General features: G+C 68.2%; 29 protein-coding genes. 20 read left to right on the top strand and 9 right to left on the bottom strand.

Annotated features, from left to right (window positions below; all coding sequences use genetic code 11):
- Positions 1-91: 91 nt before the first annotated feature.
- From ncot_RS11175 to ncot_RS11160, 4 genes are read left to right on the top strand one after another with little or no spacing between them, the layout of a single operon-like run.
- Positions 92-733, top strand: a complete 642-nt coding sequence (locus tag ncot_RS11175) for an ABC transporter permease (RefSeq protein WP_168617671.1) — start codon at positions 92-94, stop codon at positions 731-733.
- Positions 730-2001: an ABC transporter ATP-binding protein gene (locus ncot_RS11170; protein WP_168617670.1), complete on the top strand. Its 1272-nt coding sequence runs from the start codon at positions 730-732 to the stop codon at positions 1999-2001. The genes ncot_RS11175 and ncot_RS11170 overlap by 4 nt, the downstream gene beginning before the upstream one ends.
- A complete protein-coding gene (locus tag ncot_RS11165) occupies positions 1994-2929 on the top strand; it encodes an ABC transporter permease (RefSeq protein WP_240937872.1) in 936 nt (311 codons plus the stop codon). Before ncot_RS11170 ends, ncot_RS11165 begins: the two co-directional genes overlap by 8 nt.
- Before the next feature lies 1 nt (position 2930).
- Entirely contained in the window at positions 2931-3929 is a 999-nt protein-coding gene (locus ncot_RS11160; protein ID WP_206064944.1) for a glycine betaine ABC transporter substrate-binding protein, read from the top strand.
- Positions 3930-3976: 47 nt separating this feature from the next.
- Here ncot_RS11160 and ncot_RS11155 read toward each other — a convergent pair whose 3' ends face one another.
- The 4 genes from ncot_RS11155 to ncot_RS11140 form a co-directional block, all read right to left on the bottom strand.
- Positions 3977-4414 (bottom strand): hypothetical protein, encoded by a 438-nt coding sequence (locus ncot_RS11155; protein ID WP_168617669.1) that lies wholly within the window; start codon positions 4412-4414, stop codon positions 3977-3979.
- Positions 4415-4490: 76 nt separating this feature from the next.
- Entirely contained in the window at positions 4491-4937 is a 447-nt protein-coding gene (locus tag ncot_RS11150; RefSeq protein ID WP_168617668.1) for a hypothetical protein, read from the bottom strand.
- A gap of 365 nt (positions 4938-5302) precedes the next feature.
- Entirely contained in the window at positions 5303-5902 is a 600-nt protein-coding gene (locus ncot_RS11145) for a DUF6318 family protein (protein ID WP_168617667.1), read from the bottom strand.
- A 140-nt stretch (positions 5903-6042) separates the two neighbouring features.
- Positions 6043-6723 (bottom strand): helix-hairpin-helix domain-containing protein, encoded by a 681-nt coding sequence (locus tag ncot_RS11140; protein ID WP_168617666.1) that lies wholly within the window; start codon positions 6721-6723, stop codon positions 6043-6045.
- 191 nt (positions 6724-6914) lie between these two features.
- On the opposite strand from ncot_RS11140, the gene ncot_RS11135 reads away from it, so the two are divergent.
- Both ncot_RS11135 and ncot_RS11130 read left to right on the top strand, forming a co-directional pair.
- Entirely contained in the window at positions 6915-7958 is a 1044-nt protein-coding gene (locus ncot_RS11135) for an excalibur calcium-binding domain-containing protein (protein ID WP_168617665.1), read from the top strand.
- Between the two features lie 380 nt (positions 7959-8338).
- On the top strand, positions 8339-9724 hold the full coding sequence (locus ncot_RS11130) for a dicarboxylate/amino acid:cation symporter (protein ID WP_168617664.1): 1386 nt from the start codon (positions 8339-8341) through the stop codon (positions 9722-9724).
- Between the two features lie 288 nt (positions 9725-10012).
- Here the strand turns inward: ncot_RS11130 and ncot_RS11125 are convergent, their stop codons facing one another.
- Positions 10013-11293, bottom strand: a complete 1281-nt coding sequence (locus tag ncot_RS11125; protein ID WP_206064943.1) for an MFS transporter — start codon at positions 11291-11293, stop codon at positions 10013-10015.
- An 81-nt stretch (positions 11294-11374) separates the two neighbouring features.
- Between ncot_RS11125 and ncot_RS11120 the strand changes: the two genes are divergently transcribed.
- Positions 11375-12238, top strand: coding sequence for a LysR substrate-binding domain-containing protein (locus ncot_RS11120; protein WP_168617663.1), 864 nt, complete (start codon positions 11375-11377; stop codon positions 12236-12238).
- 48 nt (positions 12239-12286) lie between these two features.
- Here ncot_RS11120 and ncot_RS11115 read toward each other — a convergent pair whose 3' ends face one another.
- From ncot_RS11115 to ncot_RS11105, 3 genes are all read right to left on the bottom strand, one after another.
- On the bottom strand, positions 12287-13000 hold the full coding sequence (locus tag ncot_RS11115) for a TOPRIM nucleotidyl transferase/hydrolase domain-containing protein (RefSeq protein WP_168617662.1): 714 nt from the start codon (positions 12998-13000) through the stop codon (positions 12287-12289).
- Between the two features lie 214 nt (positions 13001-13214).
- Complete coding sequence (gene dtd, locus ncot_RS11110; RefSeq protein WP_168617661.1) at positions 13215-13643, bottom strand: D-aminoacyl-tRNA deacylase; 429 nt, start codon at positions 13641-13643, stop codon at positions 13215-13217.
- 25 nt (positions 13644-13668) lie between these two features.
- On the bottom strand, positions 13669-15237 hold the full coding sequence (locus ncot_RS11105) for a peptide chain release factor 3 (RefSeq protein ID WP_168617660.1): 1569 nt from the start codon (positions 15235-15237) through the stop codon (positions 13669-13671).
- A gap of 156 nt (positions 15238-15393) precedes the next feature.
- Here ncot_RS11105 and ncot_RS11100 point away from each other — a divergent pair, with 156 nt between their 5' ends.
- The 13 genes from ncot_RS11100 (at position 15394) to ncot_RS11040 (ending at position 22176) form a co-directional block, all read left to right on the top strand.
- Positions 15394-16293 (top strand): histone protein, encoded by a 900-nt coding sequence (locus ncot_RS11100; RefSeq protein WP_168617659.1) that lies wholly within the window; start codon positions 15394-15396, stop codon positions 16291-16293.
- A gap of 6 nt (positions 16294-16299) precedes the next feature.
- Entirely contained in the window at positions 16300-17607 is a 1308-nt protein-coding gene (locus tag ncot_RS11095; RefSeq protein WP_168617658.1) for an SRPBCC family protein, read from the top strand.
- A gap of 54 nt (positions 17608-17661) precedes the next feature.
- Positions 17662-18075 (top strand): gas vesicle protein GvpJ, encoded by a 414-nt coding sequence (gvpJ, locus tag ncot_RS11090; RefSeq protein ID WP_206065369.1) that lies wholly within the window; start codon positions 17662-17664, stop codon positions 18073-18075.
- Positions 18076-18080: 5 nt separating this feature from the next.
- Complete coding sequence (locus ncot_RS11085; RefSeq protein WP_346766643.1) at positions 18081-18848, top strand: GvpL/GvpF family gas vesicle protein; 768 nt, start codon at positions 18081-18083, stop codon at positions 18846-18848.
- On the top strand, positions 18839-19084 hold the full coding sequence (locus tag ncot_RS11080; RefSeq protein WP_168617655.1) for a gas vesicle protein GvpG: 246 nt from the start codon (positions 18839-18841) through the stop codon (positions 19082-19084). The genes ncot_RS11085 and ncot_RS11080 overlap by 10 nt, the downstream gene beginning before the upstream one ends.
- 2 nt (positions 19085-19086) lie before the next feature.
- A complete protein-coding gene (locus tag ncot_RS11075) occupies positions 19087-19518 on the top strand; it encodes a gas vesicle protein (protein ID WP_206064942.1) in 432 nt (143 codons plus the stop codon).
- A gap of 41 nt (positions 19519-19559) precedes the next feature.
- Positions 19560-19892 (top strand): gas vesicle protein, encoded by a 333-nt coding sequence (locus ncot_RS11070; protein WP_168617653.1) that lies wholly within the window; start codon positions 19560-19562, stop codon positions 19890-19892.
- Positions 19885-20646 (top strand): GvpL/GvpF family gas vesicle protein, encoded by a 762-nt coding sequence (locus tag ncot_RS11065; RefSeq protein ID WP_168617652.1) that lies wholly within the window; start codon positions 19885-19887, stop codon positions 20644-20646. Before ncot_RS11070 ends, ncot_RS11065 begins: the two co-directional genes overlap by 8 nt.
- Complete coding sequence (locus tag ncot_RS11060; protein WP_240937870.1) at positions 20643-20864, top strand: gas vesicle protein; 222 nt, start codon at positions 20643-20645, stop codon at positions 20862-20864. Before ncot_RS11065 ends, ncot_RS11060 begins: the two co-directional genes overlap by 4 nt.
- Positions 20861-21154 carry a gas vesicle protein K gene (locus tag ncot_RS11055; protein WP_168617651.1) on the top strand — a complete coding sequence of 98 codons (294 nt, stop codon included), beginning with the start codon at positions 20861-20863 and terminating at the stop codon, positions 21152-21154. The genes ncot_RS11060 and ncot_RS11055 overlap by 4 nt, the downstream gene beginning before the upstream one ends.
- A gap of 22 nt (positions 21155-21176) precedes the next feature.
- Positions 21177-21545, top strand: a complete 369-nt coding sequence (locus ncot_RS11050; RefSeq protein WP_168615748.1) for a hypothetical protein — start codon at positions 21177-21179, stop codon at positions 21543-21545.
- Between the two features lie 47 nt (positions 21546-21592).
- Entirely contained in the window at positions 21593-21826 is a 234-nt protein-coding gene (locus ncot_RS11045) for a hypothetical protein (protein ID WP_168617650.1), read from the top strand.
- Between the two features lie 149 nt (positions 21827-21975).
- On the top strand, positions 21976-22176 hold the full coding sequence (locus tag ncot_RS11040; RefSeq protein WP_168617649.1) for a hypothetical protein: 201 nt from the start codon (positions 21976-21978) through the stop codon (positions 22174-22176).
- Between the two features lie 106 nt (positions 22177-22282).
- Here ncot_RS11040 and ncot_RS11035 read toward each other — a convergent pair whose 3' ends face one another.
- Positions 22283-22918 (bottom strand): DUF4396 domain-containing protein, encoded by a 636-nt coding sequence (locus tag ncot_RS11035; RefSeq protein ID WP_240937869.1) that lies wholly within the window; start codon positions 22916-22918, stop codon positions 22283-22285.
- Positions 22919-22927 lie beyond the last annotated feature (9 nt).

The following is a 22927-nucleotide window of genomic DNA, read 5'->3' as shown; positions in this document are numbered from 1 at the left end:
CCGTCCGGCGACACGCCGTTGCGTCACCTCCCGGCCCACCTGTGGTTGGCTGAAGCGGCCGTCAGCTGATCAGTGAGGTGATCCCCGGGCCATGTGGAACTTCGTGAGGGACCGCTGGGACCTGATCCTCTACAACGCCCTGCAGCACGCGAACTTGGTCTTCCAGGCGGTGCTCCTGGCCACGATCGTCGCCGTCCTGCTCGCGGTGGTCATCAACAAGTTCCAGGTGCTCGAGTCGGTCGCCAACATGCTCTCCGCGATCGGTCTCACCATCCCGTCGTTCGCACTGGTGGGCCTGTTGTTGCCGCTCACCAAGATCGGCGCCATGACGGCCTTCATCTGCGTGGCGTTCTATGCCATGCTCCCGATCCTCCGCAACGCGGTGGTCGGCTTCAGCCAGGTCGACAAGGACCTGCTCGAGTCGGCCAAGGGCATGGGCATGGGCGAGGTCGCCATCCTGATGCGGGTCCGGCTCCCGCTCGCCTGGCCAGTGATCCACGCCGGCGTCCGCACCTCGGTGCAGATGTCGATGGGCATCGCCGCGATCGCCGCCTACGTCCTCGGTCCCGGCCTGGGCGGCTACATCTTCACCGGCCTCTCACAGGCCGGCAACGAGAACGCCGTCAACTACGCCTTGGTCGGCACGGTGGGCATCGTGGTCGTCGCCCTGATCGCCGACGTGCTGATGCTGCTGCTGGGTCGCTTCACCATCTCGAAGGGAATTCGCGCATGACCGACATCGAGGCCGCCGACTCCGCGAAGCACCGCGACGAGGGTGGTGGTGACGGCAGGTCCATCAGTGGCGCCGAGCTGCGCCTCGAGAACGTGGTGAAGCGCTACCCGGGGCAGAAGGTCGCCGCCGTCGAGTCGCTCACGCTGACCATCCCCGCGGGCGAGATCGTCACGTTCGTCGGGCCTTCCGGCTGCGGCAAGACCACGTCGCTGAAGATGATCAACCGGCTGATCGAGCCGACCTCGGGGACGATCCTGATCGACGGCCAGGACATCAAGCAGGACAGCGCCAGCAGCCTGCGGCGCAAGATCGGCTACGTCATCCAGGGTGGGAGCCTGTTCCCGCACATGACGGTTGCCACCAACGTCGGCGTCGTGCCGAAGATGCTCGGCTGGGACAAGAAGCGGATCAGTGCCCGCACCGACGAGCTCCTCGACCTGGTCGGTCTCGACCCCGACCGCTATCGGGACCGTTATCCGCGTGAGCTCTCCGGTGGCCAGCAGCAACGTGTCGGTGTGGCGCGCGGGCTGGCCGCGGATCCGCCGGTCATCCTCATGGATGAGCCCTTCGGGGCGGTTGACCCGATCACTCGGCAACGGCTCCAGGACGAGCTGATCAGCATCCAGCGCGAGCTGGGCAAGACCATCGTGTGCGTCACCCACGACATCGACGAGGCGATCAAGCTCGGAGACCGCATCCTGATCCTCCAGGAGGGCGCCCACATCGCCCAGTACGACACCCCCGAGAACATCCTGGCCGCACCGGCCAACGACTTCGTCGCGGACTTCGTCGGGGCCGGGTCGACACTCAAGCAGCTCTCGCTGACCCGTGTGCGCAGCCTCGACCTCAGCCACCCGACGATGGCCCATGTCGGGGACGAGATGGCGCCGGTGATCCAGGCCGCGGAGCAGGCCGGCGACGAGACCGTCGTCGTCCTCGACGAGCGGGAGCGCCCCGTTGCCTGGCCGTGGCTGCGCCAGATGCGCAACAACCCGCGGGTGCTGAGCTCGCCGCGCGAGAACCTGGTCACCCTCGACCAGGCAGCGACCCTCAACGACGCGCTCGACACGATGCTCACCGCGGCGCACTCGAAGGCGATCGTCACCGGCGACCGCGACAAGTATCTCGGTGTCATCGACTTCGAGACCGTCACCGACCACATGCGCCAGGCCGAACGCGAGGCGGCCGAGAACGTGGAGCAGGCCAGGGCAGCGGACGCCGCGGCGCCTCCCGGCGGCGACCCGACGGGGGAGGGCAGCCATGACTGACCCCCACCCGGTCGATGTCGAGCCGCTCGATCGGCAGTCGGCATCTGAGGCCCCCGAGGGGACCGAGCCCACGGGCAAGGCCAAGGGCCGGGTCATCACACGCGAGATGGCCCTGATGCTGGCCGTGCCACCGATCCTGGTCGCGGCGATGTTCGGCGGCTTCGTCTGGTGGCGACAGACCGCCGAGCTCGACGTGGTCGAGTCGAACCAGCTGGCGTGGAACGTGCTGTTCCAGAGTCGGTGGACCGAGGTGTTCCCGAGCTGGAACCCGGCCGACTGGCACGCGCCGTTCCCGAGCTGGAACCCCGCCACGTGGTACGACGGCCCCTTGCTGCAGGGCTTGATCTGGGAGCACGTCCTCCTGACGGTCGTCTCGGCGATCATCGTGGTGCTCGCCGCCGTACCCCTGGGCATCATGCTCACCCGCCGGGGGCTGAACGTGCTGGCGCCCTTCGTGGTCGGCATCGCGAACGCCGGGCAGGCGGCACCCTCCGTGGGACTGATCGTGCTGCTCTTCCTCTGGCTCCAGGGCGGCTTCTGGACCGCGGTCATCGCACTCAGCCTCTATGGAATCCTTCCCGTGCTGCGCAACACCATCGTCGGCATCCAGGGCGTGGACCCGACCTTGGTCGAAGCCGGTCGTGGGATCGGGATGACCGGTTCGATGACGCTGTTCAAGATCGAGCTGCCGCTCTCGATCCCGGTGATCATGGCCGGAGTGCGCACCTCGCTCGTGCTGATCGCCGGCACCGCGTCCCTCGGCTGCTTCATCGACGCCGGTGGTCTGGGCGAGATCCTGCAGACCGGCATCACGCTCTTCAAGTTCTCACTGATGGTGACCGGCGCCCTCCTGATCGCCTTGCTGGCGCTGTTGATCGAGTGGCTCGGACGTGTCCTCGAGCTGGTCACCCGACCGAAGGGGATCTGAGATGAACGACGCACGGCGTCGCCGACGCGGTCGGCTCGGGTTGGTCAGTGTCGTCTCCGCCATGTCGCTGCTGCTCAGCAGCTGTTTCCTCGGCACCGCTGCTGGTCCGATCCGCCAGGGCGAGCTCGCCGGGCCGGTGGCCGACGTGAAGTCGATGGACGGACTCAAGATCTCCATCGGCTCGAAGAACTTCAGCGAGAACATCATCCTCGGCAAGATGGCGGTGTCGTTGCTCGCCTCGGCAGGTGCCGATGTCACCGACCTGACGAACATCCCCGGGAGCGCGGCGGCCAGGCAGGCGCAGCTCGAGGGGCAGATCGAGGCGATGTGGGAATACACCGGCACCGGGTGGATCACCTACCTCGGCCACACCGACCCGATCCCCGACGAGCAGAAGCAGTATGTCGCCGTGCGCGACGAGGACCTCGAGAAGAACGACCTGGTCTGGCTGCCGCCTGCGCCGATGAACAACACCTACGGCTTCGCGATCACCCCCGAGGTGAAGAAGCGCTTCGGCATCACCAAGCTCTCGGAGATCCAGAAGCTCCCGGTCAAGGAGCGCACGTTCTGCGTGGAGTCGGAGTTCACCAACCGGCCGGACGGCTTGCCCGGGATGCTCAAGACCTATGACATCCCGCTCGGACGCAACGGCGTACCCCAGTCCAACCTGAAGACCTACCAGACGGGTGCGGTCTACAGCGCGACGGCGAAGGGGGAGTGCAACTTCGGTGAGGTGTTCACCACCGACGGTCGCATCGTGGCGCTCGACCTCACCGTCCTCGAGGACGACCGGTCCTACTTCCCGAAGTACAACGTGTCCCTCGTGGTCAACGAGGACATCCTCGAGGACTACCCGCAGATCGAGGAGCTCTTCGCGCCCGTGACCGAGAAGCTCACCGATGAGGTGCTGCTGAAGCTCAACGCGCAGGTGGACGTCGAAGGGAAGGAACCGGTCGACGTGGCCTTCGACTGGTTGAAGAAGGAAGGCTTCGTCAAGTAGCGCGCCTGCGGTTCGACACGCGTTGTCCCGGGGGGCCTGCGCTCTCGTCAGCCGATGCTCCTGACCAGCCTGGTCAGCTCCTCGTCGACTGTCGGGGTCATCGTCGTGACCGCGAAGACCGTCGCCCAGATGTCTCCACTGTCAAGGTGCGCGTCCTCGGTGAATCCGACCTCCGTGTAGCGCATCTTGAACTTGGAGGCGTGCTTGACGAAGACCACGACCTTGCCGTCCCGGGCCCACGCCGGCATTCCGTACCAGGTCTTGGGCAACAGGTCGCTCGCGTGCTCGGTGACGATCTCGTGCACCCGGTTGGCGATGGCCGCCTCGTTGCCGGGCATCGCGGCGATCGTGTCGAGCAGGGCCTGGCGTTCGGTCGCTGCCTTCTTGGACGTGGGCTTGCTCGCGGTCTTCAGCTCGGCTGCACGCTGCTTCATCGCGGTGCGCTCTTCCTCGCTGAACCCGTCGTACTTCTGCTTCTCGCTCATGGCCATTCCTCTCGTCAGTTGCTGTCACTGGGATGACGATCCGCATCGCACAGGTGTGACTGACTGGCTGGGTTGCTCAGGAAGTGCCGAGCAGGACCGACCTGGCCTCGACGACCCGTAGGTCGACGGGTGTGCCTTCGGAGGTGACCGTGCCGGAGACGTCACGCCATCGACCGTTGCCCACTCGGAACCTGGCGGAGTAGGCGACCGACACCCGGGGCTGCATGGTCACGTCGGCGTCCTCGTAGGCATGGACCAGGTAGTCGCTCATCGGCCGACCGGAGCTCCACTCCACGCCGGGCCCGGTGGTGGTCTCGGACGTTCCGTCGCCGTAGGCCCACACGTAGGAGACCGGCGTGATGCCGAGCTGCACCCGGCGCCCCAGGAGATGGACCGTACGCCGGAACGAATCGGCGTCGGTGGAGAAGATCGTGTCGAAGTTGACCAAGGTCTTGCCGCCCGGTGGCTGGATGCTCAGCGTGGGCTTGGGGAGCTCGACCTTCTGGAACGCGCGGAGAACCATGAGCAGGGTGATCTGCTGTGGCGCGGGTTGTTCGCCCGTTGGGCACATCTCCGCAGTGTCTGAATGCGCCACAGCGGCCGCAGTCATGCACATGATGTTTCCAAGGTTCGCGAACGGATTCGGGGCTGCGGTTGTGCTGGCATCAGCGGTGTTGAGTGTCTTGATCGTTCGACAAACGGCTTGGGTTTGCGAAAGGCCTCCCGCTGCGAAGGATGATGAGGATGCACTGGCCTCAAGGCTGACTGCGACGGACGTGGTTCCAGGTGGGCATTCCAGAGCGGACGACGACTCTGGCGCCAATGAGATTGCAGACCAGATGATGGAGCTGAAGAGCAGAATTGCCGCTAGTCGCGCCCCGGATGGCTTCATTGCCAGACCTCCAAAGCAGCAACCACCCATCTGCCGCCGTCCCTGCGTAGATATAAGCGATAGGCCACTCGTGCGGGCTCTATGACTTCAAGGACCTTCCCTGAGCGCGAGATCTTCTCTTGTTTGGAATATTGCGCGCGAATCTCAGCGATGTTGATCAGCTTCTCTGAAGATCGCCGGGTTCCGAGATGATCGATTCGATATTCGCCTCCCCGCAGGGTCCTGCCATGGCTCCAGTCCGACTTGACCTGGTCGACTCCGCTCGTGCAGGCGCTGCATTCCGGGGTGTGCAGATCTTCGAGTGGCGCGGTGTCGCCGGTCGACTGCGCGTAGTTGACCATCTCCAGCCAGTAGCGTGCGAAGGCGCGGGCGGCCTTGTCGCCGGTGCCGTCGGCGGCTGCGGGCCACTCCGGGAGCGTGGGCTCCTCGGGCGTGGACGACTCGGAGGCCGTCGGGCTGGTCGATGCCGTGGGCGTCATCGTCGATGACGGCTCGTCGTCAGCGTTCGCGTCGTCGTCGGAGCACCCGGCGAGCCCCAGCAAGGCCACGGCCAGTGCCGCCGCGGCCATTGATCGACCAACGCCCACGATCTTCACCTTCCCGAGAATCAGGCAACGCCTGCACATTACGCACATCGAAGAGGTGGCGGAAGTCCCGATCAGCGGCCTGTGGACAAGGCGCAGCGAACCGCCGGACCACCCGAGAGGACCAGGGGGCCGACACGCAGGGCCGTGGGTCAGCGGGGGAGCACGACTCCGCGATCACGCAGGAAGCCCGCGTGCGTGGCCGTCTGATCACTCACGACGATCACTTCCTCGACGCTCGAGAAGCCTTCCGAGTAGAGCGCCCGATGGCTGACGATGCGTTCCGCGGCCTCATCGGGGAGACCGCAGTGCTTGGCAATCACTTCCTTGGGGGCGTTGTTCAGGTCGACCAGACCGCCGTCGTAGTATTCGCGCTGCAGGTCGGGCCGTCCGATCCGCAGGTCGCGCGCCAACGAGGGGTCGTTCTCCGCGATCTGTCTGGCCTTCGCCCGGTGCTCACGGGCCGCCAAGGCGTTCTGGATCGAAGCATCGACCACGGGGGCGGGCCGGTAGGCATACCGGTCCGGATAGATCTCGGCTCGGATCGGGCTCAGCTTCACGCAGGCGAAGATCATCAGTGCCAAGGTCAGGATCGCGCCGACGGTGGACAACGGACCCGTCGGATCGCCGTTGGGGTCGTTCGGCGCCGCGGAGATCAGGATCGTGGAGATCGCCGCGCCGGCACCGAAGATCGCCGCCAGACGTCCGAGACCGCGACCCTTCAACCGCGAGGCGGCATGGAGGAAGGGAACCCACGCGAAGAGGCCGCACGACGCGATGGTGAGGGTGTAGTACCACTTGCCCCGGTCGATCAGGTTGTGCTGGAGGCTCACGTCGATTCCTTCTGGGTTGCTGGCGTTCTGTCCTGCTGGCCACGGCCGGTTCACGCCGATTGTCCACCGAGTCGGGGCGTTCGTTCCCGGTTTCGCCAATGATGCTCCTCCCGGTTCGGTGAATCGCCAGCGCAGACACGGCTGCACAGGCATGCTTGTGCCCAAGGGATTGCATTCGGGGGTCGGGTCTGATGTTGAAGTACGCCGTGGGCGCGCTGGTTGCTGCCGTCGCGCTGACCGGTTGCGCGCCGAGCGAAGCGGACGGAGGGCCCAGCTCGAGTGCCGAGGTCAGGTTGAGCACCACCCCCAGCCCGAGTGCACCGACCACCGCTGCGTCCACGTCACAGGCTCCGCCGCCGGAGGAGACGACCAGCGCTCCTGTCGAACCGGTCACCGACGAGGCCGAGGACACCGCCCTCGCGGCACTGGCCCTGCTCGCGCTCAAGGGGCGGGCGCCGATGACGGGCTACGACCGGGCCCGGTTCGGACAAGCTTGGCTCGACGCCGACCGGAACGGCTGCGACACCCGCAACGACGTGCTCGGCGACCTGCTGACCGACGTCGCGCTGGAGTCCAACGGCTGCGTGGTCGGCACCGGGGTGTACGCCGACCCCTACACCGGCCGCTCCATCGACTACCGCCACGGCGACGGGACCCTGATCGACATCGACCATGTGGTCGCGATGGGCAACGCGTGGGCGACGGGTGCCGCTCGGTGGGACATCAGGAAGCGGGCAGCGTTCGCGAACGACCCGTTGAACCTGCTGCCGGCCGACGCCAGCGCCAACCGGCAGAAGGGTGACGGCGACGCGGCGACCTGGCTGCCGGCGTACAAGCCGTTCCGGTGTGAGTACGTCGCCCGGCAGGTGGCGGTCAAGCAGAAGTACGGGCTGTGGGTGACCGCTCCCGAGAGGGACGCGATCACCCGAGTCCTGGAAGGCTGCATCGACCAGGTGCTGCCGGAGGACACCTGGGGGGCGGCCACCGAGGTCGACCACGACATCAAGGACCCGGGCGCGCCCGCCGAGACGCACACCACCGAGCCCACACCGGCCGCGACGCTCGCCGCACCCTCCCAGCAGCCCAAGCCGAAGCCGAAGCCGAAGCCGCTCGTCTCCGTCTACTTCGAGAACTGCGATGCTGCGCGGGCAGCCGGTGCGGCGCCGGTGCGCCGGGGCGGCCCCGGCTACGGGTCGCACCTGGACCGTGACGGCGACGGCGTCGGCTGCGAGTAGACCACCCAGGCGACCTGCCAACCGACGCCCTGACTACCCGACGCCCTGACAACCCGGCGACCCGGAGACCCGGCGTTCCGTGAGTGCTGCGTGGATCACATCGGGTGGCGGGAATGTCGGGTCGCAGTGGTTGGTTCAGCCAACGTGCAGGCAGAGAAGCGAGACGAGGGCGAGCTGTTGACGCGTCGCCTCGTCGTCGACCTCCAACGCACCCAGAGCACTCGCTGTCGCTGAGCCGGAGGCGCTGCCCCGTCCACGCACGGTAGGTCCGTGTGTCGATCGCTGCGCCTCGGCATCACCCTGCCCGTCCCTCCTTCGAACTGGACGCGGCGCCACGGCAGCCAGAGGTGCGCCGTCCGCCGCAGTGAAAGGCCTCCTCCATGAGCTCCAGCAGCACGACCGCCACACCCGACAAGCAGCGTCGGCGTTGGCTCCCTTCCTTCGGCGTCCAGGTCCTCATCGGCCTGGTGGTCGGTGTCATCCTCGGCCTCGTCGCCCGCTCGATGGGCGCCGACGGAGTCGATGCGGCCACCGGTGAGACCGACCCGAACTGGCTCACCGAGACGCTGACCACCGTCGGCAGCACCTTCGTCACGCTGCTCCGGACGGTCGTGCCACCTCTGGTGTTCCTGGCGATCGTCGCCTCGATCGCCAACCTGCGGGAGGTGACCGGAGCTGCCCGCCTGGCCTGGAAGACCCTGCAGTGGTTTGCGATCACCGCCTTGATCGCGGTCTCCATCGGCATCGTGCTCGGGCTGGTGCTCGAGCCGGGCAAGCACACCAGCGTCACGGAGGCAGCCGCCGAGGCGCCGGGCACCACCGGCTCGTGGCTCGACTTCCTCACCGGGCTGGTCCCCGCCAACGTGATGGGCCTCGAGGCGAGCGCGAACGGCGACGGCTCCGTCGGGCTCTCCTTCAACGTGCTGCAGATCCTGGTCGTCGCGATCGCGGTCGGCATCGCCACCCTCAAGGTGGGGAAGGCGGCCGAGCCGTTCCTGGTGGTCGTGCGCTCCGCGCTGGCCATCGTCCAGAAGGTGCTCTGGTGGATCATCCTGCTGGCCCCGATCGCCACCGTCGGCCTCCTCGGCAACGCGGTCGCGTCCTACGGATGGGACGCCCTCGGCTCGCTCGGCACGTTCGCCGGAGCGATCTACCTCGGCCTCGCGCTCGTGATGTTCGTCGTCTACCCGATCCTGCTGCGCGCCAACGGCCTGTCGATCAAGCAGTTCTTCTCCGGCGCCTGGCCGGCGATCCAGCTGGCGTTCGTGTCGCGCTCGTCGATCGGAACCATGCCGGTCACCCAGTCCGTCACCGAGCGCAACCTCGGGGTGCCGCCGGCGTACGCGTCCTTCGCGGTGCCGCTCGGTGCGACCACCAAGATGGACGGTTGCGCCTCCATCTACCCGGCGATCTCGGCGATCTTCGTGGCCCAGTTCTTCGGCGTCGACCTCGCCCTCACCGACTACGTCCTGATCGTCTTCGTCTCGGTGATCGGTTCGGCGGCCACCGCTGGTGTCACCGGCGCGACCGTCATGCTGACGCTCACTCTGTCGACGCTCGGTCTCCCGCTCGAGGGCGTCGGTCTGCTGCTGGCGATCGACCCCATCCTCGACATGGGACGCACGGCGACCAACGTGGCCGGCCAGGCCCTGGTGCCGACGCTGGTGGCCAAGCGCGAAGGCTTGCTCGACCACACGTCGTACGACGCCTCGCGTCACGGCGAGGTCTGGCAGGACGACCCGAAGCTGTCTCCGGTCGCGGCCTGACCCCGGGCCGGTGGGTCACGGACCGACCCGGCGCCGAGACCCCCGATCGCGTTGAACAAACGTTCATTCAAGATCGATCTTGAATGAACGTTTGTTCAACCGGGGACTGCCTCCAGGTCGGGGCCCGGTTGCCGCGGGACATCAAAGCAGCGGTGCCCTGCCCCGAACCCGGTCGACGTCAGGCTCTCGCGGGACCTCCAGGCAGCGGTGGCCCGTCCCGAGCCCGGTCGACGTCAGGCTGCCGCGGGACCTCCAGGCAGCGGTGGCCCGACCCGAGCCCGGTCGACGTCAGGCTGCCGCGGGTGTCCGGTGCTGAGCAGGCGCCAGCGCTGGGACGTGGCGCAGAAAGGCGATCAGCGCGGCGCTGACCAGCAGCAGTCCACTGGTCAGCAATACGACGCCGTGCCAGCCGGCGTGGGTCCAAGCGGTCGCCCCGAGGTTGCCGAAGACCGACGAGCCGACGTAGTAGGAGAACAGGTAGAACGAGGCCGCCTGACTCGTGCTGGCGCCGGACGCATGGGCCCGCACGGTCACCCAGCTGCTGGCGATGCCGTGCATCCAGAAGAATCCGATGGTGATCAGCGCGATGCCCACGACCACCACGGGCAGGACGGAGCTCAGTGTCAGCGCGACGCCGATCAGCGCGATGGCGCAACCGAACGGCACCACGTCGCGGCGGTCGTGGAGATCCGAGAGACGGCCGGCGGCGATCGAGCTCGCCGTGCCCAGGGCGTAGACCAGGTAGATCAACGCGACCGCGCCCAGGCTCAGGTGGAACGGTGACGAGGTGAGCCGGAAGCCGAGGGCGTTGAGGGTGGCGACCAAGGTGCCGACCACGCACGCGCCGAGGAGGTAGAGCGCGAGCAACGCGCGATCGGTCAGGGCGTCGCGAGCCATCCGGACCAGGGTGGCGCGACTGGCGGGCGAGGGGTGGAAGTTGCGGGAGGCCGGCAGGAGCACGCCGACCAGCACTGCGCAGACCAGCGCAAAGACGGCAGCCGCTCCCATCGCCCAGCGCCAGCCGGCGACGTCGGCGATCGGCGCTGTGACGAGGCGTCCGGCCATCCCGCCGATGCCGGTGCCGCCGATGTAGAGGCCGACCGCACGGGCCTGGGCGGAGGGATGCAGCTCCTCGCGGAGGTACGCCGTGGCGACGGCCGGCAGTCCGGCCAGAGCCAAGCCGGCCAGCATGCGCAGGCCGACCAGGCTGGACCAGTTGGGAGCCAGCGCGCAGGCCGCGGCGACCACCACCGAGGCCCACATCGAGAGGTGGATCAACCTCGTGCGCCCGACGATCTCCGAGACCGGCCCGGCGACCAGGAGCGCCAGGGCCAGGGCAGCGGTGGTGAGCGAGACGGTCAGGGTGCTGGCGCTGGGCGAGACGCCGAACTCACGCCCGAAGGCCGGCAGCAGCGCCTGTGTGGAGTAGAGCAGCACGAAGGTGGCCAGCCCGGCGGCAAACATCGCCACCATGATGCGCCGGTAGCCGAGGCTTCCGGGGGAGTGGCCGAGGAAGATCGGCTGCTCGTCCCGCGTCGTGTCGCGGATGGAAGGCGTCGTGGTGCTCACCCGACCACCATGGGGCCGCGCGGGTCATGCGTCCAATGTCAAGCCTGAGCAATCATCATGCGCATTCCGTATGATCACTCCATGTTGCTGCGTGATCTCGAGTGGTTGCTGCTCCTCGCCGAGCACGAGAACGTGACCGACGCCTCAGCGGTGATCGGCACGAGCCAGCCCACGCTCTCGCGCGCGTTGTCGCGCTTGGAGGACGAGCTCGACGCGAGGCTCTTCGAGCGGGTGCCGTCCGGGGTCGTGGCGACGCCTGACGGGGAGCTCGTGGTCGAGGCCGCTCGCGACATCGTGCGACGCCACACTCTCCTGCGTGACGAGCTGCGGGCCCGCCACGATCCCGATGCCGGCACGGTGCGGCTGGCATTCGTCAGCTCGATGGCGACGTCGCTCGTGCCACAGGTGCTGCGGGACTTCCACGCCCATGCCCCGGGGGTGCGCGTGGTGCTCCGCCAGGAGTCCGGGCTCGACATCGTGGGCGACCTGGCGTCCCGGGCGGCCGACCTGGCGATCACCTCCATGCGGCCCGAGGGCGCCTTCGGGTGGCATGTCGTCCAGCGCGAGAGCCTCGTGGTCGTCGTGCCTGCCAAGCACCGGTTGCGGCGCCGCAAGCGCATCGCGCTCTCCGACCTGGCCGGCGACGAGCTGGTCACCACGCCCAGTGGCTTCGGTTATCGGGCCGCGGTGGAGGACCTGATGCGCGAGGCGGGCATCGTGCTGCCTATCTCCTTCGAGAGCACGGACCTGGCCACGATCGAGGGCCTGGTCGCCGCCGGGCTGGGGGTGGCAATCGTTCCCGAGCAGTTCGCCGGGCTCTCGGGCACCGTGGGGATCAAGCTCGACTCAGCGGCCGCTCGACGCACGATCGGCCTGACCTGGCGCACGGACGTGCCCTTGCCTCCTCCGGCCCAGCGAATGCTCGACTTCGTTCGCGACCGGTGAGCCCCGTCTCGCAAGCCCTGCTCCGGGGCTCGTCATGCACGGGGGACCTCAGCGGGCGGCGCCCTCCTCACGAGGAGGGGCATCGCAGACCCACGCGAGGAGGTCCCGCAACGGCGCCGGCACCCGGTCGGCCGGAGCAGCATCGACCAGCAGCTGCGCGTACCGAGCCTTGCGGCCCGACTGAGACGTCATGAAGCGCCGCAGCAATTCCTCGCGCGTCCACCCGGCCTGGGCCGGCATCTGGGTCAGCAGGCGCAACGACCGGCCCTCGCCGTTGGCCTCGATGACTGCCTCGACCTGGTCGATGCCGACGGCCCTGATCAGCTCGTCCTCCAGGTCTCGGGTGCACCTGAAGAATCCCAACCGGGCCAGGGCATCAGGGTCCCGTGACCCGACCTGCAACGCCTCGGAGACTCTGGCCTCCGAGTGCCCGGCCCCCGAGTGCCCGGCCCCCGAGTGCCCGGCCGCCGGGAGCCCGGCCGCCGGGCGTCCCGCCACCGGAAGCCCGGCCGCTGCGAGCCCGCGGCGCACGAACTCCTCCTCGGGCGCGTCGTAGAGCCCGGCGAGGCGCAGGTCGTCCCCACCGGGGCCGTAGTGCCGGGCGAAGGCGCGAGTGTTGGTGACGCCGTCCATCGACACGATCTCCACGCCCGCGGCCGCCAGGTCTCGGCCGTCGCGTGCCGCCAACGCCAGCAGCGCCGCCCGGTCGCTGGCGCCCTCGACGAGGACGATCCACCGTGACGCTCGGCCGACTCCTGGCATGCCCTCATCGTCGCAGAGCGCACCCGGTCCGCACGCGGAGCTCGCCCGACCCGCAACCATCCCGACCGCAGGCACGCCCACGCGCAGGCATCCTGACCCACAGGCACACCCACGCGCAGGCACGCTGCCCCGCAGGCACATCCACGCGCAGGCAAGCTGCCCCGCAGGCACGCGGCCCCGCCAGCTCCTGACCCACAGGCACGCGGCCCCGGAGTCAGGGTGAGTCGAGGATCAGCGTGACCGGTCCGTCGTTGACCAGGGAGACCGCCATGTCGGCTCCGAAGCGACCTCGTTCCACGCGTGACCCGAGGGACTCGAGCTCACCGCAGAACGCGTCGTACAACGGCTCGCTCACAGCGCCCGGTGCGGCCGCGGCCCACGTGGGCCGGCGGCCCTTGCGCGCCTCGCCGTACAGCGTGAACTGGCTGACCACCAGGATCGGCGCGTCGACGTCGGAGGCGGACTTCTCGTCCTGCAGGATGCGGACGCCGCGCACCTTGCGCGCGAGCCACGCGACGTCGTCGGGGCCGTCGTCGTGGGTGACGCCGAGGAGCACGACCAGCCCCGGCCCGTCGAAGTGTCCGACGACCTCGCCGGCAACGGTGACCGATGCCGACGAGGCCCGCTGCACCACGGCTCTCATGGCTTGGTCCGACGAGCCCGGTGGATCATGCGGAGCCGCCCGCGGGCAGCTCCTCGAGCATCACCTCGGGGTTGTCGCGCGCGGTGACCTTGGCGCGCCACTGGTCGACGAAGAGCGCCAGGTGGGTGCCGTCGGAGCGTTGCAGGACCTCGACCCCGCGCATGCCGGCCAACGCGGTGGCGCCGGCGGCGTCCGTGCGTCGGGCGACCTGGTAGTCGAGCCGGGTGAAGCGGATCGGGGCATTGAACTCGTTGGTCATCCGGTCCTCGACGACCTCGAACTGCATCGGTCCGACCGCGGCCAGCACCGGGCTCTGGTCGCCGCGCAGGTCGGAGCGCAGCACCTGGACGACGCCTTCCTGGTCGAGCTGCTCGATGCCGCGACGGAACTGCTTGTAGCGGCCGATGTCGCTGGCGCTGGCCGAGACGAAGTGCTCGGGGGCGAAGGACGGGACCGGGGGATAGGCGATCGCGTCGCCGACGTAGACGGTGTCGCCGACACGCAGGGCCTGGGCGTTGACGAACCCGATGATGTCGCCGGGCTCCGCGGTCTCGACCGAGGTGGTGTCGCGGCCGAAGACGGCTTGGGCGAACTTCGTGGCGAACGGCTTCTTCGTGGCCGCATGGGTGACCACCATGCCGCGCTCGAAGGAGCCGGAGACGATGCGGGCGTAGGCGAGGCGGTCGCGGTGGGCGGTGTTCATCCCCGACTGCACCTTGAACACGAAGGCGCTGAACTCGTCGTCGACATCGCGCACGGCACCGTCGGCACCCTCGGTCGCGTGCGGCGCTGGAGCGAGGTCGAGCAACCGGTCGAGCAGCTGCGCGACACCGAAGTTCTGCAGGGCGGAGGCGAACATCACCGGGGTGGTCTCGCCGGCCAGGAAGCGCTCCTGGTCGTGGTCGGCCTCGTCGAGCGCGAGCAGCTCGTGCTCCTCGACGGCCGTGGTCCACACATCGCGGTCGTCGTCGCCCACCTCGTCAGCATCCATCCGGCGCTCGGGGGCGATGGTCGCACCTCCTGCGGTGCGGGTGTACTTGATGAACTCGTCCGTTCGGCGATCGAGGACGCCGCGGAAGTCGCCGGCCTCACCGACCGGCCAGGTCAGCGGGGTGGGTCGCAGGTTGATCTTCGCCTGGATGAGGTCCATCAGCTCCAGTGCGGACAGGCCCGGGCGGTCCCACTTGTTGATCACGGTGATCACCGGGATGCCACGCAGGGCGCACACCCGGAAGAGCTTCAGCGTCTGCGGCTCGAGCCCCTTTCCGGCGTCGACCAGCATCACCGCGGAGTCGACGGCGGACAGCACGCGGTAGGTGTCCTCGGAGAAGTCGCTGTGCCCGGGGGTGTCGACCAGGTTGATCACGTGGTCGCGGTAGACGAACTGCAGCGCGGCGGAGGTGATCGAGATGCCGCGCGCCTTCTCCATCGCCATCCAGTCGGACACGGTGGCACGACGGTCGCCCTTGCCGTGCACGGCACCGGCCTCGCTGATCACCCGGGCATGCAGGGCCAGGGCCTCGGTCAGCGTGGACTTCCCGGCGTCCGGGTGGCTGATGACGGCAAACGTACGGCGGGGGCGGGTGTCAGGCACCCGGTGAATCTACCGGCCGTCGTGCTCGGTCAACGAACTGCGGCTCCTCGGCACCTGACGTGTGCAGCCCGTGAATGTGGGTACCGCGGCGTGAGGGAGATCACGAGGATGCCCGGAAGTCGGGATCCATGAATCGAGGAATTTCAGGGAGCACGCATGTCTGCAACGACCAAGATCGCCATTGGTGTGGCCAGTGGGTATCTTCTCGGCCGCACCAAGAAGTTGAAGCTCGCGTTCACCGTCGGCAGTCTTCTCGCCGGCCAACGAGTGGCAACCAATCCACGCGCCCTGCTGGCGCAGGGCTCGAAGCTGGTCGACAACAACCCGGAGCTGCAGAAGCTCCAGGGTCAGATCACCGGCCGGCTGATGGACGCTGCGAAGACTGCGGCGCTGACCACGGCGACCTCGCGTCTCGAGCTCCTGAGCTCCAGGCTTCGCGATGACGGCGGTGACGACGAGACTGACGAGTACGACGAGTACGAAGACGACGCCGGCGAGGAGCCCGAGGACTCGGAGGAGGAACCGGAGGACTCGGAGGAGCCCGACGAGGGCGACGAGGCCGAGGATGAGTCAGCCGAGGAACCAGAGGAACCGACGGACGAGGGTGAGGAACCCGAGGACGAGCCGGAGGAGCCCGAGCGTCCTCGTCGCTCGCGCAGGTCCTCGTCCAGGAGCCCCCGGAAGTCGGCACCGACGAAGTCCAAGTCCTCGCCGTCCGGACGCCCCACGAAGCAGGCCACGTCGGCGGCCTCCGGGCGACGAGGCGCCGGCGCCAAGAAGACCTCATCGGCCGCCAAGAAGTCACCGGCCAAGAAGGCTTCGGGCGCGACGTCTGCGCCAAAGAAGACCAGCACTGCGAAGACCAGCACGGCGAAGACCGCGGCGAAGTCCGCACCGGCCAAGAAGACCGCCGCGAAGAAGTCGGGGAGGGCAGCGAAGAAGGCTCCCTCGGCGGCCAAGAAGAGCACAGCCAAGAAGAGCCCCGCCCGCAAGAGCGCGGCGAAGAAGACGTCCGGCTCCTCGAGCCGGTCCAGCCGTTCCGGATCGAGGAGCTGATCTGCCATGGCGAAGACACCCAACCCAGCGATGGACAAGCTGAAGGACGTGTCGTCCGACCTGCTCAAGACGGTCGGCGAGCGCGCACTGAGCACAGTCACCGACAAGGTCGGCGGGCTGACGGACAAGCTCGAGGACATCGCCGACGGAGGCCCCATCGGCAAGGCCGTGAGCAAGGGCGCGGAGGCCAAGGCCGAGGGGGACAACCCCGTCGCCGGCGCCGTGAAGGGAGCCTTCTCCGGGATCAAGGACAAGGTCACCGGCGGCGGTGGGAAGAGCGGCGGTGGATCGAAGGCGGCCAAGTCGACGAACATCATCGAGTCGATCGACGTCGGTGTGCCGATCTCCGTCGCCTACAACCAGTGGACCGAGTTCGGTGCCTTCCCCAGCTTCATGAAGAAGGTCGAGAACGTCGAGGCCGAGGAGGAGACCAAGCTCACGTTCAAGGCCCAGATCTTCCTGAGCCACCGCACGTGGGAGGCGACGATCCTGGAGCAGATTCCTGACGAGCGCATCGTGTGGAAGTCGAAGGGCGAGAAGGGCCACGTCGACGGCGCGGTCACCTTCCACGAGCTCGGGCCGAATCTCACCAGGATCTTGGTGGTCCTCGAGTACTACCCCCAGGGCCTGTTCGAGAAGACGGGCAACATCTGGGAGGCACAGGGACGGCGTGCCCGTGCAGAGCTGCGGCACTTCCGGCGTCACGTGATGACGCGGACGATCCTGGAGCCCGACGACGTCGAGGGATGGCGCGGAGTCATCCAGGACGGCGAGGTCGTCCAGTCGCACGAAGAAGTGGTCGAGCAGGAGGAACAGGAGCAGGAGGAACAGGACCAGGACGAGCAGGAGCCGGACGAGCAGGAGCCGGACGAGCAGGAGGAGCCGGAGGACGAGTACGAGGACTCCGACGAGTCCGAGGAGGCCGAGCCCGAGGACGACTACGAGGAGCCCGAGGACGAAGAGTCCGACGAGCAGCCCGAGGAGGAGTACGAGGAGCCCGACGAGTCCGAGGAGCCTGAGCCCGAGGACGACTACGAGGAGCCCGAGGAGGAGTCGGAGGAGGAGTACGAGGAGCCCGAGGAGTCCGAGGAGGCCGAGCCCGAGGACGACTACGAGGAGCCCGAGGAGGCCGAGCCCGACGACGAAGAGCCCGAGGGTGAGGACGAGGACGACTACGAAGAAGTGGAGGAGGAAGGCGAGGAGGAAGCAGATCCCGAGGAGGAGTACGAGGAAGGCGAGGTGGATGACGAGGACGAGATCCGCGACGAGGAACCAGAAGAGAAGCCTCGATCGCGTCGTCGCCGCAAGTCCTGACCCCCCATCACTTCACTCACCAGTTTCTAGGAGAACTCCATGACAACCCAGACCATGTCCCGTCGCAGTGGCGGCGGATACCTCGACCGCCCGGCCCCGAGTGGGCTCGCGGACGTCATTGAAATCATCCTCGACAAGGGCATCGTGATCGACGCCTACGTCCGCGTCTCCCTGGTGGGCATCGAGCTGCTCACCATCGACGCTCGCATCGTCATCGCCAGTGTCGACACCTACCTCCGCTTCGCCGAGGCCACCAACCGTCTGGACCTGATCGAGCACGGCGGCGGAAAGCCCTTGGACGAGTTCATCGGCAACATGCAGGAGAGCGGCGCCGGCGGCAAGGTGAAGGGCGCCGTCGAAGGTGCGAAGAAGGCCTTGACCGGAAAGGACGACGACGACAAGGACGATGACGAGTCGTCCCGTCGCCCGGTCAAGCGTGCGCCGCGTCGACGTGCTGAGAAGGCGTGACGGGGATGGCCATGGCCGCCGACGTCCGACAGCAGACAGGATGCTGGGTGTACGCGGTGGTGCGCGGAGCGGATCGTCCTGCCATGGACGCCGTCGGGATCGACGACGCGCCGTTGCGGCTGCTCGTCCACGGGGCGGTGGCAGCCGTGGTCGCCGACGTCGCGGTGGATCGGCCTCCGGGGAGACGCGCCGACCTCATGGCCTACAGCCGTGTGGTGGACGACCTCCTCGCCGGCGGGGTGGTCGTGCCGGTGCAGTTCGGGTCGCTCATGCCCGACGAGGCAAGCGTCGTCGAGGACTTCCTGGCGCCCAACGAAGGACACTTCACTGAGCTCCTCGACCAGCTCGAGGGCCGCAGCCAGTTCACCGTGCGCGCCACCTACGTGACGGACACGGTGCTGAGGGAGGTGGTCGCCACGGATCCGGCCGTCGCAGAGCTCCGGGCGCGGACCAAGGGACAGCCCGAGGAAGCGGTGTACGGCGACCTCGTGCGTCTGGGGGAGCTCGTTGCCCAGGAGATGGAGGCCAAGCGCGACGTCGATGCCGAGACTGTCTGTGATGCCGTCGCCCCGTTGACGGTCGCCGTCAACGTGACCGCGGGCTCGGGGTTGGAGGCGGTCGTCGATCTCACCTGCCTGGTCGACGACGACCGGCGAGCCGACTTCGAGGACCGCCTCGAGGACCTGGCCGAGATCCTGCACGAGCGCATCCACCTGAGCCTGGTGGGCCCGGTGGCTCCCTACGACTTCGTCGAAGGGGCGCCATGGGGTTGATCACGGGACTGCTCGGCCTGCCGCTCGCACCGTTGCGGGGGACGGTCGCTGCTGCCGAGCAGATCCTGAAACAGGCAGAGGACCAGTTCTACGATCCCGCCGCCATTCGGTCGCAGCTCGAGGAGGTCGATCGCCGCCGAGCGGCTGGTGAGCTGAGCGAGGACGACGCAATTGCATGGGAGGACGAGCTGATCGAACGTCTCATGGCCGGGCAGAACCGTCACCGGGAGGATTGAGCATGCCAACCCAGAAGAAGCCCAGCGCACAGAAGGCGACCACCGCGCGGAAGAGTCCGTCGGGAAGCAGGAAGTCCGCCAGCTCCGGGGCCGGCACGAGCAAGAAGTCCGCCAGCTCCGAGGCCGGCACGCGCAGGAAGGCCGCGGCTCCGAGCAGCGAGGCACCCAGACGAGCCTCGGCGAGCCGCGTCGCTGAGCTGGCGGCCCAACAGCTGCTGGCACTCACGGGCAAGGAACCCGAGGGGGTGGCCGGCCTCGAGCGCACGGACGACGGATGGGCCGTCATGGTCGAGGTGGTCGAGCTCCGTCGCATCCCCAACACCACCGACGTCCTGGCCACCTACGAGGTGGAGGTCGACTCGGGCGGAGACCTGCTGGGCTACCGCCGGGTCCAGAGGTACGTCCGCGGCAACGTGGGGGACGAGTCGCGATGACCGAGTCCTCACCAACCCCGCAGCCGCGCTACTCAGGACCGATGGGCCAGAGCAACCGACCTCAACCGGCGAACCTGGCCGACATCCTGGAGCGTGTGCTCGACAAGGGCATCATCATCGCGGGTGACATCCGGGTGAACCTGCTCGACATCGAGCTGCTCACCATCAAGATCCGACTGCTGATCGTCTCCGTCGACAAGGCCCAGGAGATGGGCATCGACTGGTGGCGCAACGATCCGATGCTCACGACGAGTGAGAACGCCCTCGCCGAGGAGAACCGCGCACTCCGCGAGCGCCTCGAGGCGCTGGAGGGCGGCAGCGGCAGCGAGGAGACGTCGGAGCAAGGAGCCAAGGAGGGACAACGCCGTGGGTGAAACGGCTCGCTATCTGTATGCGATAACCCGCAGACTTCCGTCGAGCGCCCTGAGCGGGACGACCGGTCTCGGGAGAGCCCGGCTCGACGTGGTTGAGCACCAGGGCCTGGCGGCCGTGGTCAGCGACGTGGACCTCGACGAGTACGGCGAGGAGCCCCTGCGGGAGAACTTCGAGCAGCTCGAGTGGCTGGAGGAGGTGGCCCGCACGCACGATGCGGTGATCCAGGCGGTGACTGCGCTGGGTGCGACGGCGCCCTTGAGGATCGCCACCATCTGCCTCGACGACGAGGGTGTGCGTCAGCGGCTGGACGAGTGGGGCACCGCTCTCGAGCAGGTTCTCGCCAACGTGGAGGGCCGTCTGGAGTGGAGCGTGAAGGTGTTCGCCCCGCCGGCGGAACGCGAGCCCACAGGCGTGGCGGCGGGCGGAGGGCTCGGAGGCGCCGAATACCTCAGGCGCAAGCGGGCGGCCACCCAGGCTCGGTCGGACGCCGAGTCGGTCGCGGCACAGGTCGGTGACGAGATCCACGACGCGTTGTCGGCGATGTCCGTCGCGAGCCGACGCCTGCACCCGCAGGATCCCCGTCTGACCGGCCACGCCGGGACCATGTTGCTCAACGGCGCCTACCTCATCGACGCGGACGACGGGCACCTCGTGGACTCACGGGTTCGCGACCTGGCCGAGGCCCACCCCTCGGTGGAGATCACGTGCGCGGGGCCGTGGCCGCCGTACTCCTTCGCGATGCTGGAGCAATGATGACCACCTCTGTCGATGAGCAGGCCCCGGAGCGGGTCGGGGACGGCTCCCGTGCCCTGGGGCAGGTTGCCCTGGTGGATCTGCTCGACCGCCTGCTGGGCACCGGCGTGGTGCTCGCCGGGGACGTCGTCATCTCGCTCTCGGGGGTCGACCTGGTCCAGGTGCGGCTCCACGCCCTGATCACGAGCGTGCGTGCGGACATGGTGAGGACGCGATGACTCGCGAGCCGTCGCTGCTGCCCCAGCGTCTCGAGACCGATCCCGAGTCCGTCGAGCGTGACCTGTTCAAGCTGGTGCTGACCATCATCGAGCTGGTCCGCCAGCTGATGGAGAAGCAGGCGCTGCGCCGCGTCGACGAGGGTGACCTCTCCGAGGAGCAGATCGAAGGACTGGGCACCGGTCTGATGCACCTCGAGGAGGCCATGGAGGACCTGAAGTCCCGCTATGACCTCACTGCTGCCGACCTCAACATCGACCTCGGGCCGCTGGGCAGCCTGCTCGAGCCATGAACATCACCGAGGAGGTGTCGCCATGAGGGTGCTGCGAGGCTTGTTGGGCGCCGTCCTGTGGCTGCTCGCCGCAGTCGTCGGCCTGGTCGGCGTGGTCCTCTGCGTCACGGTGATCCTGCTTCCGCTGGGCATCCCGGTGCTCATGCTGGCGCGCCGGCTGTTCGCCCTCGCCGTACGCCTCATGCTGCCCCGCGCCGTCGTGCACCCCGTCGACGAGCTCAAGAAGACCACCGGCCGTCGTGGGAAGCGAGCCGCCTCCGCGGTCGACTCAGGGGTCGCCGCGGTCGCCAAGCGCGGGCGCAAGGCCTCCGGCAAGACCGCAGGCAAGGCGTCCGGGTTGATGCACTCCGGCAAGAAGAAGGTACGCCGCACCCGCCGGCGCCTCGGCTGACGGACACGACGAACCACGCACGAACGACAGGACCACCAGGAGGAGACATGGAACCGCAGGAGTGGCAGCAGCAGCAGCGCGAGATCCGCGACGCATTGGTGGGTCATCTCATCGATCGGATCTCGAGGGACACCTATCCGTCGACCACGATGCTCGACATGATCGAGCAGTCCATGGGGCCGGAGCACGTGGCAGCGTATGCCGAGGCGTTGATGGACAAGATCCGTCAGGACGAGTTCCCGAGCCTCGCCCTCATCGACCGGGTGAGCGGTTTGGTCTGAGTCCTTCGGAGCGCGGGCGTCGGGCGCACCTTGGGGACAGGGGCAGCCCGGGTTGGTGGCCGTCGGATCCGCCGTGATGGTGCGATCCGGGGCTGCACCCGTTTGGAATCGCGACATTTGGGCACCGGGTCGACGAACTCCGAGGAGGCATGGTGCGCAAAGGGACTGAACCCGAAGGTCTGCTGTCCGGCGGCGGGCCCGTCGAGGCGGTCGCCTCGGCCGCGGCCGAGCCCTCGGCCCACGAGCACGACTGGCATCTCGTGGAGGTCCACTACGACATGGAGCCCTGTGCCGAAGAATATGCGTGCACGCACTGTGGGGAGCCGGAGCTGCGCCTTCCCGACCAGTAGCCGCCAGGGCGCCGCGACCTGACCGTGCGACCCGACCGTGCTTCCGACAGCGGTCAGTGTGCCCGCCGACGGCCACACGGTGCGGGTGGACGAGTCGTCGGACGAGTCAGGCGCCGAGCTCGGCGGCGATCGAGACGATCAGTCCACCCAGCATGAAGGCGACCAGGACCGCGACCAGCGTCGACGTGCGCAGCTCCGGGACGAGACGGCGTACGCCGGCAGCGGGTGCGGCGCCGTGGAACTCGTGGGTCAGCGCGTGCCCCTTGCCACGTTGCAGCAGGTAGCGGTTGACCGGCCAAGCAGCGAGGAAGGCGACCACGAAGGCGATCGTCATGCTGACCCAGAAGATCCAGTTGACCAGCCCCGCATCCATCGCGCCAGGGATGAGCGCCATCACCGCGTTGTCGACGACCTCCATGGTCAGGATCGAGAGGGTGTCGGCGGCGAGCACGACGCCCAGGGCGGTGCTGATGGCGAGCCCGGCCCGCAGCAGGGGGAGGGTGGACAGGAGATAGCCGAAGAAGAACGCCAGGGTGATCGACAGTGCGATGGTCCAGCCCATGGCCAGGCCGACGGCGGTCCCGATGACGAGGCCGGCGATCTCACCGATGGCGCAGCCGGTCAGGCAGTGCAGGGTGGCGGAGACGGCCATCGCGTTGACGCCGCCGTGGCCGTCGTGAGCCTCGTGGTGGTCTGCGTGGTGGTCTGCGTGGTGTTCAGGGTGGTCTGCGTGGTCGCCCATGTCCGTCGA

This window comes from Nocardioides sp. JQ2195 (assembly GCF_012272695.1).
Taxonomy (GTDB): Bacteria; Actinomycetota; Actinomycetes; order Propionibacteriales; family Nocardioidaceae; genus Nocardioides.
The sequence above is the reverse complement of the archived record's forward strand: the minus strand, read 5'-3'. Positions and strand labels throughout refer to the sequence as shown.

Bases quoted from the DNA above. Each gene is read 5' to 3' on its own strand.
- ncot_RS11175 (WP_168617671.1), top strand. From the start codon at position 92: ATGTGGAACTTCGTGAGGGACCGCTGGGACCTGATCCTCTACAACGCC.
- ncot_RS11170 (WP_168617670.1), top strand. From the start codon at position 730: ATGACCGACATCGAGGCCGCCGACTCCGCGAAGCACCGCGACGAGGGT.
- ncot_RS11165 (WP_240937872.1), top strand. From the start codon at position 1,994: ATGACTGACCCCCACCCGGTCGATGTCGAGCCGCTCGATCGGCAGTCG.
- ncot_RS11160 (WP_206064944.1), top strand. From the start codon at position 2,931: ATGAACGACGCACGGCGTCGCCGACGCGGTCGGCTCGGGTTGGTCAGT.
- ncot_RS11155 (WP_168617669.1), bottom strand. From the start codon at position 4,414: ATGAGCGAGAAGCAGAAGTACGACGGGTTCAGCGAGGAAGAGCGCACC.
- ncot_RS11150 (WP_168617668.1), bottom strand. From the start codon at position 4,937: ATGGTTCTCCGCGCGTTCCAGAAGGTCGAGCTCCCCAAGCCCACGCTG.
- ncot_RS11135 (WP_168617665.1), top strand. From the start codon at position 6,915: ATGTTGAAGTACGCCGTGGGCGCGCTGGTTGCTGCCGTCGCGCTGACC.
- ncot_RS11130 (WP_168617664.1), top strand. From the start codon at position 8,339: ATGAGCTCCAGCAGCACGACCGCCACACCCGACAAGCAGCGTCGGCGT.
- ncot_RS11120 (WP_168617663.1), top strand. From the start codon at position 11,375: ATGTTGCTGCGTGATCTCGAGTGGTTGCTGCTCCTCGCCGAGCACGAG.
- ncot_RS11115 (WP_168617662.1), bottom strand. From the start codon at position 13,000: ATGCCAGGAGTCGGCCGAGCGTCACGGTGGATCGTCCTCGTCGAGGGC.
- dtd (WP_168617661.1), bottom strand. From the start codon at position 13,643: ATGAGAGCCGTGGTGCAGCGGGCCTCGTCGGCATCGGTCACCGTTGCC.
- ncot_RS11100 (WP_168617659.1), top strand. From the start codon at position 15,394: ATGTCTGCAACGACCAAGATCGCCATTGGTGTGGCCAGTGGGTATCTT.
- ncot_RS11095 (WP_168617658.1), top strand. From the start codon at position 16,300: ATGGCGAAGACACCCAACCCAGCGATGGACAAGCTGAAGGACGTGTCG.
- gvpJ (WP_206065369.1), top strand. From the start codon at position 17,662: ATGTCCCGTCGCAGTGGCGGCGGATACCTCGACCGCCCGGCCCCGAGT.
- ncot_RS11085 (WP_346766643.1), top strand. From the start codon at position 18,081: ATGGCCATGGCCGCCGACGTCCGACAGCAGACAGGATGCTGGGTGTAC.
- ncot_RS11080 (WP_168617655.1), top strand. From the start codon at position 18,839: ATGGGGTTGATCACGGGACTGCTCGGCCTGCCGCTCGCACCGTTGCGG.
- ncot_RS11075 (WP_206064942.1), top strand. From the start codon at position 19,087: ATGCCAACCCAGAAGAAGCCCAGCGCACAGAAGGCGACCACCGCGCGG.
- ncot_RS11070 (WP_168617653.1), top strand. From the start codon at position 19,560: ATGGGCCAGAGCAACCGACCTCAACCGGCGAACCTGGCCGACATCCTG.
- ncot_RS11060 (WP_240937870.1), top strand. From the start codon at position 20,643: ATGATGACCACCTCTGTCGATGAGCAGGCCCCGGAGCGGGTCGGGGAC.
- ncot_RS11055 (WP_168617651.1), top strand. From the start codon at position 20,861: ATGACTCGCGAGCCGTCGCTGCTGCCCCAGCGTCTCGAGACCGATCCC.
- ncot_RS11050 (WP_168615748.1), top strand. From the start codon at position 21,177: ATGAGGGTGCTGCGAGGCTTGTTGGGCGCCGTCCTGTGGCTGCTCGCC.
- ncot_RS11045 (WP_168617650.1), top strand. From the start codon at position 21,593: ATGGAACCGCAGGAGTGGCAGCAGCAGCAGCGCGAGATCCGCGACGCA.
- ncot_RS11040 (WP_168617649.1), top strand. From the start codon at position 21,976: ATGGTGCGCAAAGGGACTGAACCCGAAGGTCTGCTGTCCGGCGGCGGG.
- ncot_RS11035 (WP_240937869.1), bottom strand. From the start codon at position 22,918: ATGGGCGACCACGCAGACCACCCTGAACACCACGCAGACCACCACGCA.